The 14,399-nt window shown below is 72.1% G+C and carries 13 protein-coding genes; 12 read left to right on the top strand and 1 reads right to left on the bottom strand.

The annotated features are described in order from the left end of the window. Positions 1 to 548: SLC13 family permease (locus tag ACIBHY_RS24750; RefSeq protein WP_397307802.1), on the bottom strand; the 548-nt coding region annotated here is incomplete at its 3' end. A gap of 165 nt (positions 549 to 713) precedes the next feature. Between ACIBHY_RS24750 and ACIBHY_RS24755 the strand changes: the two genes are divergently transcribed. The 12 genes from ACIBHY_RS24755 to ACIBHY_RS24810 all read left to right on the top strand — a co-directional run bounded on the left by ACIBHY_RS24755 (position 714) and on the right by ACIBHY_RS24810 (position 14,307). Next, positions 714 to 1,868 (top strand): pyridoxal-phosphate-dependent aminotransferase family protein, encoded by a 1,155-nt coding sequence (locus ACIBHY_RS24755; protein ID WP_397258612.1) that lies wholly within the window; start codon positions 714 to 716, stop codon positions 1,866 to 1,868. Further along, on the top strand, positions 1,865 to 4,759 hold the full coding sequence (locus ACIBHY_RS24760; protein ID WP_397307803.1) for an FAD-binding and (Fe-S)-binding domain-containing protein: 2,895 nt from the start codon (positions 1,865 to 1,867) through the stop codon (positions 4,757 to 4,759). Before ACIBHY_RS24755 ends, ACIBHY_RS24760 begins: the two co-directional genes overlap by 4 nt. After that, a complete protein-coding gene (locus ACIBHY_RS24765) occupies positions 4,756 to 5,466 on the top strand; it encodes a fumarylacetoacetate hydrolase family protein (protein ID WP_397307804.1) in 711 nt (236 codons plus the stop codon). Before ACIBHY_RS24760 ends, ACIBHY_RS24765 begins: the two co-directional genes overlap by 4 nt. A 12-nt stretch (positions 5,467 to 5,478) precedes the next feature. Then, complete coding sequence (locus tag ACIBHY_RS24770) at positions 5,479 to 6,258, top strand: hydroxypyruvate isomerase family protein (protein ID WP_397258606.1); 780 nt, start codon at positions 5,479 to 5,481, stop codon at positions 6,256 to 6,258. Next, a complete protein-coding gene (locus ACIBHY_RS24775; RefSeq protein ID WP_397258604.1) occupies positions 6,255 to 7,121 on the top strand; it encodes a 2-hydroxy-3-oxopropionate reductase in 867 nt (288 codons plus the stop codon). The genes ACIBHY_RS24770 and ACIBHY_RS24775 overlap by 4 nt, the downstream gene beginning before the upstream one ends. Before the next feature lie 17 nt (positions 7,122 to 7,138). Next, a complete protein-coding gene (gcl, locus tag ACIBHY_RS24780; RefSeq protein ID WP_397258602.1) occupies positions 7,139 to 8,884 on the top strand; it encodes a glyoxylate carboligase in 1,746 nt (581 codons plus the stop codon). A 6-nt stretch (positions 8,885 to 8,890) separates the two neighbouring features. After that, on the top strand, positions 8,891 to 9,994 hold the full coding sequence (locus tag ACIBHY_RS24785; RefSeq protein ID WP_397258600.1) for a glycerate kinase: 1,104 nt from the start codon (positions 8,891 to 8,893) through the stop codon (positions 9,992 to 9,994). A 326-nt stretch (positions 9,995 to 10,320) separates the two neighbouring features. Then, positions 10,321 to 10,674, top strand: coding sequence for a hypothetical protein (locus ACIBHY_RS24790; protein WP_397307805.1), 354 nt, complete (start codon positions 10,321 to 10,323; stop codon positions 10,672 to 10,674). Then, positions 10,671 to 12,140 carry a multicopper oxidase family protein gene (locus ACIBHY_RS24795; RefSeq protein ID WP_397307806.1) on the top strand — a complete coding sequence of 490 codons (1,470 nt, stop codon included), beginning with the start codon at positions 10,671 to 10,673 and terminating at the stop codon, positions 12,138 to 12,140. The genes ACIBHY_RS24790 and ACIBHY_RS24795 overlap by 4 nt, the downstream gene beginning before the upstream one ends. 70 nt (positions 12,141 to 12,210) lie before the next feature. Beyond that, the gene (locus ACIBHY_RS24800) at positions 12,211 to 12,837 is read left to right on the top strand and encodes a TetR/AcrR family transcriptional regulator (protein ID WP_397258594.1); all 627 of its coding nucleotides are present in this window, start codon (positions 12,211 to 12,213) and stop codon (positions 12,835 to 12,837) included. 12 nt (positions 12,838 to 12,849) lie between these two features. After that, positions 12,850 to 13,596 carry a VOC family protein gene (locus tag ACIBHY_RS24805; protein WP_397258592.1) on the top strand — a complete coding sequence of 249 codons (747 nt, stop codon included), beginning with the start codon at positions 12,850 to 12,852 and terminating at the stop codon, positions 13,594 to 13,596. A 126-nt stretch (positions 13,597 to 13,722) separates the two neighbouring features. Then, on the top strand, positions 13,723 to 14,307 hold the full coding sequence (locus tag ACIBHY_RS24810) for a hypothetical protein (protein WP_397258590.1): 585 nt from the start codon (positions 13,723 to 13,725) through the stop codon (positions 14,305 to 14,307). Positions 14,308 to 14,399 lie beyond the last annotated feature (92 nt).

Raw genomic sequence — 14,399 nt, forward strand, 5'->3', positions numbered from 1 at the left:
AAGGCGAAGGAGCTGATGAACAGCATCCCGGGATCGCCCGGCAGGTTGTTGCGGGTGACCACGCCGTTGACGATGCTGCCGAAGATGCTGATGGGCGAGAAGCCGCCCGCGCTCGCTCCGTTGATGACCAGCAGGCCCATGAGCATGGGGTTGATGCGGTAGCGCAGGGCGAAGCCCATGGCGACCGGGGCGATGATGGCGACGGCGGCGGGCACGACCGCGCCCACGGCCGTGAGCAACGCCGTGACCAGGAACATCATCCAGGGAATGAGCGCGATCTTGCCACGTACGAGGCGTACCGCGGCCTGGACCAGCCAGTCGACCGTCCCGTTGGCCTTGGCCATCGCGAACAGGTAGGTGACCCCGACGAGGATGACGAACAGGTCGCCGGGAAACCCCGCGACGATGTCGTCCTTGCCTTCGCCGAGCACGAAGGCGCCGACCATGAAGGCGGCGACGAACGCCAGCGCCCCCATGTGAACGGGCAGCACGGTGGCGACCAGGAAGACGACGGCCAGGACGACGATCGTGATGATCTGAACCGACATACGGACTCCAGCAGGTTTTCCATAATGCGGAAAATAGTTTCCGCTTAGCGAGAGTATGACCTGGCTCACATTGGCCGTCAAGACTTTTCATCTCCCCCGGGAAGGCATATCTTCCGTATAGCGAGATAACTTTTCCGCATCGTGGATATTTCGAGCGAGGTCCTCATGAGCAGGCACTTCCTGCAGATCCCCGGCCCCACGAACGTGCCCGACAGCGTGCTGCGGGCCATGTCGGCGCCGACCATCGACCACCGGGGTCCCGAGTTCGCCGCACTCGGCCTGGAGGTGCTGCGCGACATCAAGCCGGTCTTCGGCACCGAAGGACCGGTCGTGATCTACCCGGCCTCGGGCACCGGAGCGTGGGAGGCCGCCCTGGTCAACACGTTGAGCGCGGGCGACAAGGTCCTGTGCTTCGAGACCGGCCACTTCGCCACCCTCTGGCAGGAGATGGCCGGACGGCTCGGGCTGGACGTCGCGTTCGTGCCCGGCGACTGGCGCAGGGGCGCCGACCCCGACGCCGTCCGCGAACGCCTGTCCGCCGACACCGGCCACACCATCAAGGCCGTCTGCGTGGTCCACAACGAGACCTCCACCGGCGTCACCAGCCGCGTCCCCGACGTGCGCGCCGCCATCGACGCCGCGGGCCACCCCGCCCTGCTGCTGGTCGACACCATCTCCTCACTCGGCTCGATCGACTACCGCCACGACGAGTGGGGCGTCGACGTCACCGTCGCCGGCTCGCAGAAGGGGCTCATGCTCCCGCCCGGCCTGAGCTTCAACGCCGTCAGCGACAAGGCCCTGCACGCCTCACGCACCGCGACCCTGGCCAGGTCGTTCTGGGACTGGGCGCCGATCCTGGCCGCCAACGAACGCGGCTTCTTCCCCTACACTCCCGCCACCAACCTGCTCTACGGCCTGCGCGAAGCCCTCCGCCTGCTCTACGACGAAGGACTCGACGCCGTCTTCGCCCGCCACATCCGCCACGCCGAGGCCACCCGCGCGGCCGTACGCGGATGGGGACTCGAAGTGCTCTGCGCCGACGAACGCGAGCACTCCGCGGCCCTGACCGCCGTGATCGTTCCCGAGGGATACGACGCCGACAAGATCAGAGCGATCATCCTCGACCGCTACGACATGTCACTCGGCTCCGGGCTCGGCAAGCTCAGCGGCCGCGTCTTCCGCATCGGCCACCTGGGCGACTTCAACGACCTCACCCTCGCCGGCACCCTGGCCGGTGTCCAGATGGGACTCACCCTGGCCGGCGTGCCCATCGACCCGCGCGGACTCAACGACGCGCTCGAGCGCCTGCAGGCGCCATGACGGCCACCCTTCCGGAGACGGGCGACCTGCTGCGCGCGCTCAGCGCGGCCGTCGAGGGCGAGGTGGCCTTCGACGACTACACCCGCCACCTGTTCTCCCGCGACGCGAGCATGTACGCGATCATGCCGGTCGGCGTGGTCTTCCCCCGGCACGCCGGGGACGTCGCCGAGGCGGTCAAGGCGGCCGGGCGGGAGGGCGTGCCCGTGGTGCCGCGTGGCGCCGGCACCAGCCTGGCCGGGCAGACGGTCGGGCCCGGCCTGGTCCTCGACTTCTCCCGGCACATGAACCAGATCGTCGACCTCGACCCGGAGGCGCGGACCGCGCTGGTCGAGGTGGGGGTGGTGCAGGACCAGCTCAACCAGGCGGCCGCGCCGTACGGGCTGATGTTCGGCCCCGACACCTCCACCAGCAACCGCGCCACCATCGGCGGGATGATCGGCAACAACTCCGCCGGCAGCGGCTCGCTCACCTTCGGGATGACCATCGACCACGTCAGGGCCCTGGACGTGGTCCTGGCCGACGGCTCGACCGCGCGGCTGGAACCGGTCAGCGAGCAGGAGCGGGCCCGGCGCGCCGCGGAGCCGACCCTGGAGGGCGCGCTCTACCGTGAGCTGCCCGCACTCGTCCGCGACAACGCCGAGGCGATCGCCACCGGCTTCCCGCCGTTCTGGCGGCGCGCCTGCGGGTACCGGCTGGACCGGCTGGCCGGGTCGGGGGAGTTCGATCTGGCGAAGTTCGTGGTCGGGGCCGAGGGCACGCTGGTCGTGGCGACGCACGCGCTGGTCGACCTCGTGCCCAAACCCCGCCACACCGTCTACGCCGTGGGCCACTTCGACACCACCGCCGCCGCCATCGCCGCCACCGAGGACGCCCTGGCCTGCGACCCCGCCCAGGTCGAGCTCATGGACAAGACGATCCTGGACCTGTCCCGGCAGAAGATCGAGTACGCCGGTCTCGGCGACATCCTCAAAGGCGACCTGGCCGCGCTGCTGTTCGTCTCCTTCAGCGGCGACGACCGCGACCACCTGACCGCCAAACTCGACGAGGTCAGCCGGTCGTGGAAGCGCAACGGCCACGGCTACCACACCCTGCTCGCCGTCACACCCGCCGAGCAGACGGCGCTGCTCAAGGTGCGCAAGTCGAGTCTCGGCCTGCTCATGGCGGCCGGCGAGGGCACCCGCAGGCCGCTGGCCTTCGTCGAGGACACCGCCGTCGACCCCAAGCATTTGGCCGAGTACACCGACCGTTTCCGCGGCGTGCTCGACAGGCACGGCCTGACGGCCGGATTCTACGGCCACTGCTCGGTCGGCTGCCTGCACATCCGCCCGTTCGTCGACCTGGCCGACCCCGAGCAGGTGACGACCATGCGCGCGGTGGCCGTGGAGATCAAGGACCTGGTTGCCGAGTACGGCGGCGTCAACTCCAGCGAGCACGGCGACGGCCTGGCCCGCAGCGAGTTCAACCGGGAGATCTTCGGCCCGGAGCTGTACGAGGCGATGCGCTCGGTCAAGCACCTGTTCGACCCCGGGAACGTCCTGAACCCCGGCAAGATCGTCGACGCGCCGCCCATGACCGACAACCTGCGCGACGCGGCCCTGCCCCCCGCCGGGCCGCTGCGCACCCGGCTGTCGTTCGAGGTGGTCGGCGGCATGCGCGGCGCCGCCGACCGGTGCATGAACATCGGGCTGTGCCGCAAGAGCGGGCCCGGCGTCATGTGCCCGTCCTACGTCGCCACCCGTCAGGAGGAGCACTCCACCCGGGGCCGGGCCAACGCTCTGGTCAAGGCGCTGTCGTCGGCCGACCCCAAGACGGCCTTCGGCGACGAGCGGCTGCACGAGATCCTCGACCTGTGCCTGATGTGCAAGGCCTGCAAGAGCGAGTGCCCGATGAGCGTGGACATGGCCACGCTCAAGGCCGAAGCGCTGTCGCACCACCATGACCAGCACGGCGTGCCCCTGCGCTCGCGGATCTTCGGCGCCATCCGCTCGCTCAACCGGCTCGGCTCGGCCACCGCGCCGCTGTCGAACCTGCCCACCCGGATCCCGCTCGTCCGGCGGCTGCTGGAACGCACGGTCGGGATCACCGCCGCCCGGCAGCTGCCCCGCTTCCAGCGCGGCAACCTCATCCGCTGGCACCAAGGGCACAAGGGCCGCGAGCGCACCGGCCGCGAGACGCTGACGTTCCTGGCCGACTCCTTCACCACCTACACCGAGCCGCACATCGGCAAGGCGGCGATCGAGCTGCTGGAGCGCGCGGGCTGGACGGTCGAGCTGGCCGCCACCGGCTGCTGCGGCCGCTCCAGCCTGTCCAAGGGCCTGCTCGACCAGGCCAAGGCGCAGGCGGGCGCGCTGGTCGCCCACCTGGCCGCCACCGAGGGCCCGATCGTCGGCTGCGAGCCGTCCTGCCTGTTCACCCTGCGCGACGAGCACCGGGCGATGCTGGCCGGCGACGAACGCGTGGACGCGGTCGCCGCCCGGGTCAAGCAGGTGGAGGAACTGCTCACCGAGGCCGTCGGCGCGGGCAGGCTGACGCTGCGCGCCGACTCATGGCTCGCGGGCAAGAGGGTCGTCTTCCACGGCCACTGCCACCAGAAGGCCGAGGTCGGCACGGCCGCCACGATGGCCATGCTCCGGCTCATCCCCGGCGTGGAGGTCGTGGAGCTCGACACCGGATGCTGCGGCATGGCCGGCTCCTTCGGCTTCGAGGCCGAGCACTACGAGCTGTCCATGACCGTCGGCTCCGACCGGCTCTTCCCCGCCCTGGCCGCGGAACCGGCCGAGACCGTGGTGGCCGCCACCGGCGTCTCCTGCCGCCAGCAGATCTTCCACGGCTCGGCCCGCCAGGCCTGGCACCCGATCGAACTCCTGCGTGAGGCGGTGGTTGCGTCATGAGACTCGTCCGCTACACCCACAAGGACGAGGTACGCACCGGCGTGCTCGTCGGCCACGACATCCACCCTGCCCCCGGGCAGGGGCCGGTGGCGGCGCTGGAGGAGGTGACGCTGCTGGCGCCCTGCGATCCACGCGTGATCGTCTGCGCCGGCCGCAACTACGGCGCACCGGGAAAACTCCGCAAACCACGGCTGTTCCTCAAGGCCGCCAACGCCGTCACCGGCCCCGGCGCCGAGGTACGCCGCCCGCACGGGCTGCGCAGGCTGGAGTACGAGGGCGAGCTGGCCGTGGTCATCGGCCGCACCGCCCACCAGGTGCCCAAACGCCACTTCCGCGACTACGTCCTCGGCTACACCTGCGCCAACGACATCACCGCCGACGACTGGCGCAACGACGGCCAGTGGGTCAGGGCCAAGAGCGCCGACACCTTCTGCCCGCTCGGTCCCTGGATCGAGACCGACATCGACGACCCGGCCGGACTGCACATCCGCACCCGCGTCAACGGGCTCGTCGTCCAGGACAGTCCCACCGCCGCGATGCTCTTCGGCGTCGACGAACTCCTCGCCTACGTCACCCGCTGGATCACCCTCAACCCCGGAGACGTCCTGCTGACCGGCAGCCCCGACGGCGTCGGCCCCCTGGCCGCCGGCGACGAGGTCGCGGTGGACATCGCGGGCGTGGGCGTCCTGAGCAACACCGTCCGATAGGAGGCAGGCCAGATGCGCTACACCGTCAACTGCTCCATCCTCTTCACCGACCTGCCCGTGCTGGAACGCCCGGAGGCCGCCCGCAAGGCCGGCTTCGAGGCCGTGGAGTTCTGGTGGCCGTTCGAGACCGCCGTGCCCGCCGACGCGCAGGTCGACTCGTTCGTACGCGCCGTCCGCGACGCCGGGGTCCAGCTGACCGGGATCAACTTCGCCGCCGGCGACATGCCCGGAGGCGAACGCGGCCTGCTGTCGCACCCGCACCGCGCCGCCGAGTTCCGCGACAACGTGCCGATCGTGGCCGCGATCGGCCGCACGCTCGGCTGCCGCTCCTTCAACGCCCTGTACGGCAACCGCCTTGACGACGTCCGGGAAGAACTCCAGGACGAGACCGCCCTCGCCAACCTGGCGCTGGCCCAGGAGGTCGTGGACGGCGTCGTCCTGATCGAGGCGCTCAGCGGCGCCCCGGCCTACCCGCTCAGGACCGCCGCCGAGGCGCTGGCCGTCGTGGCCGCCGTCCCGGGGCTGAAGCTGCTCGCCGACCTCTACCACCTGGCCGTCAACGGCGACGACGTGGACGCGCTCCTGCGCGGCGACCCGGACCGCATCGGCCACGTCCAGATCGCCGACGCGCCGGGCAGAGGCGCGCCCGGCACCGGCGACCTGCCGCTGGGCGCCTGGCTGACCGAGCTCGGCCGGACCGGATACGACGGCTGGATCGGCCTGGAACACAAAGCCAACCCGGGCGAGGACCCCTTCGCCTGGCTCACCTCCGACCACAAGGAACTGCCGTGAGCAACGTGACCGTCATCGGCCTGGGCATCATGGGCGCCCCGATGGCCGCCAACCTCCTCAAGGCCGGATACACCGTCACCGGCGTCAACAAGGAACCGGAGAAGGTCGAGCGGCTGATCGAGCTGGGCGGCCACGGCGCGGGCAGCATCGCGGAAGGCGTGCGCGACGCCGACGTCGTCGTGACCATGCTCCCCGACACCCCCGACGTCGAACTCGTCGCCGCCGACATCGTGGACCACGCCCGCGAGGGCACGCTGTGGATCGACGCCAGCAGCATCAGGCCCGACGCCGCCGCCCGCATGGCCGCCCAGGCGGCCGAGGCCGGGCTGCGCGCGGTGGACGCGCCCGTCTCCGGCGGCGAGCAGGGCGCGATCGACGCCAGCCTGTCCATCATGGTCGGCGGCGCCCCCGCCGACGTCGAGGCGGCCCGGCCCGTCCTGGAAGCGGTGGGCTCCACCGTCGTGCACGTCGGCCCCGCCGGGTCCGGGCAGACGGTCAAGGCCGCCAACCAGCTCATCGTCGCCGGCACCATCGAGCTGGTCGCCGAGGCGATCGTGTTCCTGGAGGCCTACGGCGTCGAGATGGAGGCCGCGGTCAAGGTCCTGTCGGCGGGCCTGGCGGGCAACCGCATCCTGGAGCGCAAGGCCGAGGGCATGCTGAGCCGTACCTTCCAGCCGGGCTTCCGCATCGACCTGCACCACAAGGACCTCGGCATCGTCACCGCGGCCGCCCGGCAGGCGGGCGTGGCCATCCCGGTCGGGGCGGTCCTGGCCCAGCTGATGGGCGCCGCGCGGGCCCAGGGCCACGGGCAGCTCGACCACACCGCCCTGCTGCTGCTCGTCGAGCAGCTCTCGGGCCGCTGAGCGCGAGGAGCGAACCCATGGCACGCATGCGAGCCGTCGACGCCGCGGTCCTGATCCTGGAGCGTGAGAACGCCACCCAGACCTTCGGGGTGCCCGGCGCGGCCATCAACCCGTTCTACTCCGCGATGCGCGCGCACGGCGGGATCAAACACGTCCTGGCCAGGCACGTCGAAGGCGCCGCGCACATGGCCGAGGGCTACACCCGCGCCCGCGCCGGCAACATCGGCGTGTGCGTCGGCACCTCGGGCCCCGCGGGCACCGACATGATCACCGGCCTGTACTCCGCCGCCGCCGACTCCATCCCCATCCTCTGCGTCACCGGCCAGGCGCCGGTCGCCCGCCTGCACAAGGAGGACTTCCAGGCCGTCGACATCGCCGCGATCGCCGCGCCCCTCACCAAGATGGCGTACACCGTCATGGAGGGCGCCCAGGTGCCGGGCGCCTTCCAGCAGGCCTTCCACCTCATGCGCTCGGGACGGCCCGGCCCCGTCCTCATCGACCTGCCGCTCGACGTGCAGCTCACCGAGATCGACTTCGACATCGAGACCTACGAGCCGCTGCCCGTCCACCGGCCGGCGGCCACCCGGGCGCAGGCGGAGAAGGTGCTGGCCATGATGGCGGGGGCCGAGCGCCCGGTCATCGTCGCCGGCGGCGGCGTCATCAACGCCGACGCCAGCGACCTGCTGGTCGAGCTGGCCGAACTGCTCGGGGTGCCGGTCATCCCCACGCTCATGGGCTGGGGCGGCATCCCCGACGACCACCCGCTGATGGCCGGCATGGCCGGCCTGCAGACCGCCCACCGCTACGGCAACGCCACCCTGCTGGCCGCCGACTTCGTGCTCGGCATCGGCAACCGGTGGGCCAACCGCCACACCGGCGGGCTCGAGGTCTACCGGCGCGGCCGTACCTTCGTGCACATCGACATCGAGCCCACCCAGATCGGCAGGGTCTTCGCGCCCGACTACGGCGTCGTCTCCGACGCCGGGGCGGCGCTGATCCAGCTCGTCGAGGCGGCCCGCGCCACGCTGCCGCCGGACCGGGGCGTGTGGGCGAAGGAGTGCCAGGAGCGCAAGCGCACCCTGCACCGGCGCACCGACTTCGACAACGTCCCGATCAAGCCGCAGCGCGTCTACCAGGAGATGAACCTCGCCTTCGGCAAGGACGTGCGCTACGTCTCCACGATCGGCCTGTCGCAGATCGCCGGCGGGCAGTTCCTGCACGTCTACAAGCCGCGGCACTGGATCAACTGCGGCCAGGCCGGGCCGCTAGGCTGGACGGTGCCCGCCGCGCTGGGCGTGGCCGTGGCCGACCCGGAGGCCACCGTGGTGGCGCTGTCGGGCGACTACGACTTCCAGTTCATGATCGAGGAGCTGGCGGTCGGCGCGCAGTTCAACATCCCCTTCCTCCAGGTGCTGGTCAACAACTCCTACCTGGGGCTGATCCGGCAGGCGCAGCGGGCGTTCGACATGGACTTCCAGGTCAGCCTGGCCTTCGACAACGTCAACGCGCCCGAGCTGGGCGGCTACGGCGTCGACCACGTCAAGGTGGTCGAGGGGCTGGGCTGCAAGGCCATCCGCGTGCACGAGCCCGGGGAACTGGCCGGGGCCTTCGAGGAGGCGCGGAAGATCATGGAGGACCTGCGCGTGCCGGTCGTGGTCGAGGTGATACTCGAACGGGTCACCAACATCGCGATGGGCGCCGACCTCGACGCCATCACGGAGTTCGAGGAGGTCGCCGACGCCGAGATCCTGTCGCGGGGGTGAGCGGCCATGTCCGTGCTGATCGCGCCCGACAAGTTCAAGGGCTCGCTGACGGCCCGTGAGGTCTGCGAGCACCTGGCGGCCGGGATCACCGGGCGCGCCCCCGGCACCCCGGTCGCCGCGCTGCCGGTGGCCGACGGCGGCGAGGGCACGCTGGAGGCCGCGCTGGCCGCCGGGTTCCGCCGGGTCGCCGTCCGGGCCGAGGGGCCTGACGCGCGGCCGGTCGCGACCTCCTACGCCGAGCGCGACGGCGTCGCGGTGATCGAGCTGGCCGACGTGTCCGGGCTGGGCCGCCTGACCGGGCCGCCCGCTCCCCGTACCGCCACCAGTTACGGCACCGGCCAGGTCATCCGGGCCGCGCTGGACGGCGGCTGCCGCCGGATCGTGCTCGGCCTGGGCGGCAGCGCCTGCACCGACGGCGGCGCCGGCCTGGCCGAGGCACTGGGCGCCCGGCTGGAGGGCGTCACCGGGCGCGGCGGCGCGGCCCTGGCCGCCATCGACCGGCTCGACCTGTCGCGGCTGCATCCCCGCCTGGCCGAGGTGGAGATCGACATCGCCATCGACGTGGACAACCCCTTGCTCGGCCCGTACGGCGCCGCCGCCGTCTACGGGCCGCAGAAGGGCGCCACACCACGCGACGTGGCCGACCTGGAGACCGCGCTGGCCCGCTGGTCCCGGGCGGTCGCCGCGGCCACCGGCGTCGAGGCCGCCTGCGTCCCCGGCGCGGGGGCCGCGGGCGGCGTCGGCTACGCGGGCCTGACCATCCTGCGCGGCACGCTCCGCTCCGGCATCGAGCTGGTCCTGGACCTCGTCGGCTTCCCCGCGCACCTGGCGGCGGCGAAGCTCGTCGTCACCGGGGAGGGCTCGCTCGACCACCAGACCGCCCGCGGCAAGGCGCCCGCCGGGGTCGCCGCGATGGCGGTCGCCGCTGGCACGCCGGTCGTCGCCGTGGCCGGGCGCTCGCTCCTGCCGCCCGCGGCGATCGAACGGCTCGGCCTCGACCGCGTCTACCCGCTCAGCGCCCTGGAACCGGACGGCCGGCGCTCGATGCGGCGCGCCGGCACGCTCCTGGAGCTGGTCGGCGGGCAGATCGCCGACGACTGGCTCACCTGAACGCCCGGCCGGGCGAGCTCAGCGCCCGGCTGGGCCCTCGAACGCCCGGCCGGGTCACCCCCACCCGCCCGGCCGGGCCGCCCATCCCGACCGGCGGGGTCACCCACACCCTGCCGGTCGGGTCGTCAGAAGGCCCTGCCGGATCCCGCTCCCCAGCCCGGCGGGGCCACCACCGGCCTCCGGCCGGGTCACCCACGCCCGGCCGGAGGTTCCGGGCGTACCGCTCCGGCCGTAGCGGGCCGGCCGGGAGTCGTACCGGGGGAGTAGACGCGTCATCACCGCTGGTGGGACGTCCGCGCGCCACGGGCTGGACGAAGATTTCCGGCATGAGGTTCCTGCGCATCACACTCACCCTGCAGACCCTGGTCCTGCTGCTCCAGGCGGTCACCGCCGGCATGTTGCTGTCCTCTCCCGGCGGGCGGGCCGCGCACAGCGTCACGGCCATCGCGGTGGCGGTCGTCGTGCTGGTCAACCTGGTCGCCGCCCTCGTCGCGCGCCGGCGCGCCGCCATCGGGCCCGCCGTCGGCATGCTGGTGCTGACCCTGGCCCAGATGGCGCTCGGCATGGCCCACATGAAGACGCTGCACGTGCCGGTCGGCGTGCTGATGTTCGGCGGCAGCCTGGTGCAGACCGCACAGATCTGGGCCGAGCGCCGCCACGCCGCCGCGGCGGCGGCGTGAACGTCTCACGGCGGCGGGCGCTGGGGCTGCTCGGGCTGGGGGCGGTCGCGGCGCTGGGCGTCCCCGGCTGCTCGCTGACCGGGCGCACCCCGTTGCCCAAGCTTCTCGCCAGTACGGCCCCGCTGCCCCGGCCCTTCGCCGTGCCGCTGCCGCTGCCGCCGGTGGCGAAGCCGTACCGCAGCGACGGCACCACCGACTACTACGAGCTCGTCCAGCGCGCGGCCGAGGCGGACATCCTGCCCGGTCTGCGCACCCCGATCTGGGGCTACGACGGGAAGTTCCCCGGCCCCACCGTCCGGGCGCGCAGCGGCCGGCGGACCGTCGTGCGCGTGCGCAACACGCTGGGCGCGCCGACCGTCACCCACCTGCACGGCGGGCACACCCCGCCGGAGTCCGACGGCTTCCCGACCGACCTGGTGGCGCCGGGCACGCAGCGGGACTACGTCTTCCCGCTGGAGCAGCGGGCGGCGACGCTCTGGTACCACGACCACCGCATGGACTACACCGGCCCGCAGGTCTGGCGGGGCCTGGCCGGGTTCTTCCTGGTGGGCGACGAGGAGGAGGCGGCGCTGCCGCTGCCCTCCGGCGAGCGGGACGTGCCGCTGATGATCTGCGACCGGGCCTTCCACACCGACGGCACCATGCCCTACCCGGTGCGCGACAACGGGCCCGGCGCCCGCGAGGCGTTCATGGGCGGCCTGCTCGGCGACGTCATCCTGGTCAACGGCGCCCCGTGGCCGGATCTCGCGGTCGACCGGGCCCGCTACCGGCTGCGGCTGCTCAACGGCTCCAACGCCCGCACCTACGAGCTCGCCCTGCCGCCCGGCGGCACGATGGTGGTGATCGCGAGCGACGGCGGCCTGCTGGCCGCCCCTCACCCCGTCGAGCAGGTACGGCTGGCGCCGGGCGAGCGGGCCGACGTGGTGGTGGACTTCGCCGCCTACCGTGTGGGCGAGCACGTCGAGCTGCGCAACCTCCTCGGCGAGGAGGGCCCGCAGTCGCGGGTGATGCGGTTCACGGTCGCCCGCGAGGCCCGCGACGACTCCGCGATCCCCCAGACGCTCTCCCGGATCGAGCGGCTCGACCCGGCCACGGCCGCGGTGACCCGCGATTTCTCCTTCACCAGCGGCAGCCTGCACGGCCACACCGGCTGGATGATCAACGACAAGCCCTTCGACGTACGCCGCGTCGATGCCAGGCCCAAGCTCGGCCAGGTCGAGATCTGGCGGCTGACCAGCGACGTCTCCCACCCGGTGCACCTGCACCTGGCGCCCTTCCAGGTGCTGTCGGCCGGAGGCGAGCGCCCCGAGGGCCCGTCGGCCTGGAAGGACACGGTCGAGCTGCGCGAGACGCAGACCGTGGAGATCATCACCCGCTTCACCGGCTACCGCGGCCGGTACGTCATGCACTGCCACAACCTGGAGCATGAGGACATGGCCATGATGAGCACCTTCGAGGTGGTCTGAGCGGGTAAGCCGTACAGCCGTACGTTTTCACGTACTGGTGAGCAGTACCGTACGGAGATACGATCGCGGCGTGAGGTCAACATCCGTCCCCTCGCGCCGCCGCAGAGTCGGCGGTGGCCGCAGGGCAGAGGTGCTCGACGTGGTCGTCGCCGTCCTGTCCGAGCGCGGTTACGAGCACACGCGTTTCACCGACGTCGCCAAGGTGGCGGGGGTGGCGGTGAGCACGTTGCAGTTCTACTTCGGCTCGCGCGACGACATGCTCGTCGAGGCGCTGCACCACTCCACCGAACGGGAGGTCGCCCGGCTGGAGCAGGCGGGCGATCAGGAGCCGACGCCGTGGCGGCGCCTGGTCGCGCTCGTGGACGGCGGGCTGGCGCCGCTGCCGATCGGCACCTGGCGCATGCTGATGGAGTTCTGGCACGCGGCGGTGCACGATCCCGAGCTTCGCTCGCACAGCGTGAGCCTGCAGCAGCGCTACCGGCGGCCGTTCGCCGAGGCCATCCGCGACGGCGTCGAACAAGGCGAGTTCCGCGTGGCCGATGACGTCGAGGACGTGGTGACGGCGCTCATCGCGCTCCTCGACGGGCTGGTCATCCCGCGTGTCCTCGACCATGACTACTTCGACGCCGGCCGGTTGCGCATCGTCGTTCTGCGGCAGCTCCGCGCACTACTCGGAGTCGCCGATCCAGAGGAATGAGGAGGGGTACGCGTGCTTAGTCCGGTCATTTCCGGCGCACCCGCATTGGTGGACATCGCCACCGCGAACCGCGCGGCGACCTGCGACTTCTATTCCGGTCTCTTCGGCTGGACCTATTCGTCGGCGGGCGACTACGTCTACGCCGAACTCGACGGCGACGTCGTGGCCGGCGTCCGCGACGGCGAGCAGGCCGCATGGACGCTCTACGTGCACGCCGACGCCGTGGAGACGGCGGCCAAGAGCATCGAGGAGGCGGGCGGGCAGATCGTCTTCGGCCCGTACCAGGATCCCGGGCAGGGGGAGGCTCTCGTCGCCGCCGACCCGGCGGGCGCGGTCTTCGGCCTGTGGCGCGCCGACGTGCCCGGCGGCTTCGGCGTGGGCAGGCCGGGCACGCTGACCTGGGCGGAGCTGCGTACCATCGACGGCGGGCGCATCGACGCGTTCTACGGGCGGCTGTTCGGTTACGAGCAGCGGCAGATCGGCGACGGGCGGCACTTCGACTATACGGTCTGGTCGGCCGGCGGGCAGACCCGGCTGGGCCGGCACGCGGACAAGTCCTACGTCCTGCCGTACTGGCTCGTGTACTTCGCGGTCGATCCGGCCGTGGGGACGGACGCGACGGTGGTGCGCGTGACCGACCTCGGCGGATCGGTGATCGGCGATCCCCTCGATGTCTCCACGGGGCGGATGGGTCTGGTGGCCGACGTCTCCGGGGCCGTGTTCGCGCTCATCGACGAAACGGGACCGAGGGCCTCGTAGACGTCCGGTGCGCGCCGGGTGAGGCTTCCCCGGGTGGCGACCGCAGCCGCCGCCCGGGGTTCCACGTGCGCGCGATCCGCACATTTTCCCGCTGAGTCCTGCACGCGGCCGCTCTAAGGTGGGCCGGTGATCTCCAAACCCGTTCTGGCGGCCGTCCCCCTGGCCGTGATCGCGCTCGGCGTCGCGCTGCACACCGGCTGGCTGGTGACGCGGCTCTGGATCCTGGCCCTGCCGCTGCTGCTGCTGATCTTCGTAGTGCTGGTGACGCTGTTCGGCCTGGCGATCTGGCGGGCCGGGCGGGACACGCGCCGCTGGCCGGTGGTGGCCACGGCCGTGCTGGCGCTGGCCGGTCTGGGCGGCGGGCTCTTCCTGCATCTGGAGCCGCAGGCGCGGGCCCGGGCGCGGTTCTGGGTGGAACGGCCGGCGTTCGCGGTCGCCGCCGGGACGCGCGTCCCGGAGGGGCAGTACTACGGGGCAGAACTGCCGGGCTGGGCCTGCTTCGTCTCGGCCAACTGCCGCGTCGCGGTGATCGGAACCAGCGGCGGGCGGCCGGTGCGGTTCGTGCCCGACTGGATCGGCGTTCCGGACGACGCCGTCGGTTACGGGCACTTCACCGGGCGGCCGGAGGCGGGTCCCTACAACGGGTTCGGCGCGAGCCTGTGCCCGTCCTTCGAGCTGGCCGGCGGATGGTGGTGGCTCGGGCGCTGCTGACCGCTGAACTATTTGGAAACTTTCCTAAAAGAAAGCGTTGACGCACCTGGTGAGAGCGCCTACCTTCGCGCACAAGAGCGCATTATCACCCC

Source organism: Nonomuraea sp. NPDC050547, assembly GCF_044457345.1.
GTDB lineage: Bacteria > Actinomycetota > Actinomycetes > Streptosporangiales > Streptosporangiaceae > Nonomuraea.

Coding starts and splice junctions, on each gene's coding strand:
- ACIBHY_RS24755 (WP_397258612.1), top strand. CDS start 714: ATGAGCAGGCACTTCCTGCAGATCCCCGGCCCCACGAACGTGCCCGAC.
- ACIBHY_RS24760 (WP_397307803.1), top strand. CDS start 1,865: ATGACGGCCACCCTTCCGGAGACGGGCGACCTGCTGCGCGCGCTCAGC.
- ACIBHY_RS24765 (WP_397307804.1), top strand. CDS start 4,756: ATGAGACTCGTCCGCTACACCCACAAGGACGAGGTACGCACCGGCGTG.
- ACIBHY_RS24770 (WP_397258606.1), top strand. CDS start 5,479: ATGCGCTACACCGTCAACTGCTCCATCCTCTTCACCGACCTGCCCGTG.
- gcl (WP_397258602.1), top strand. CDS start 7,139: ATGGCACGCATGCGAGCCGTCGACGCCGCGGTCCTGATCCTGGAGCGT.
- ACIBHY_RS24785 (WP_397258600.1), top strand. CDS start 8,891: ATGTCCGTGCTGATCGCGCCCGACAAGTTCAAGGGCTCGCTGACGGCC.
- ACIBHY_RS24790 (WP_397307805.1), top strand. CDS start 10,321: ATGAGGTTCCTGCGCATCACACTCACCCTGCAGACCCTGGTCCTGCTG.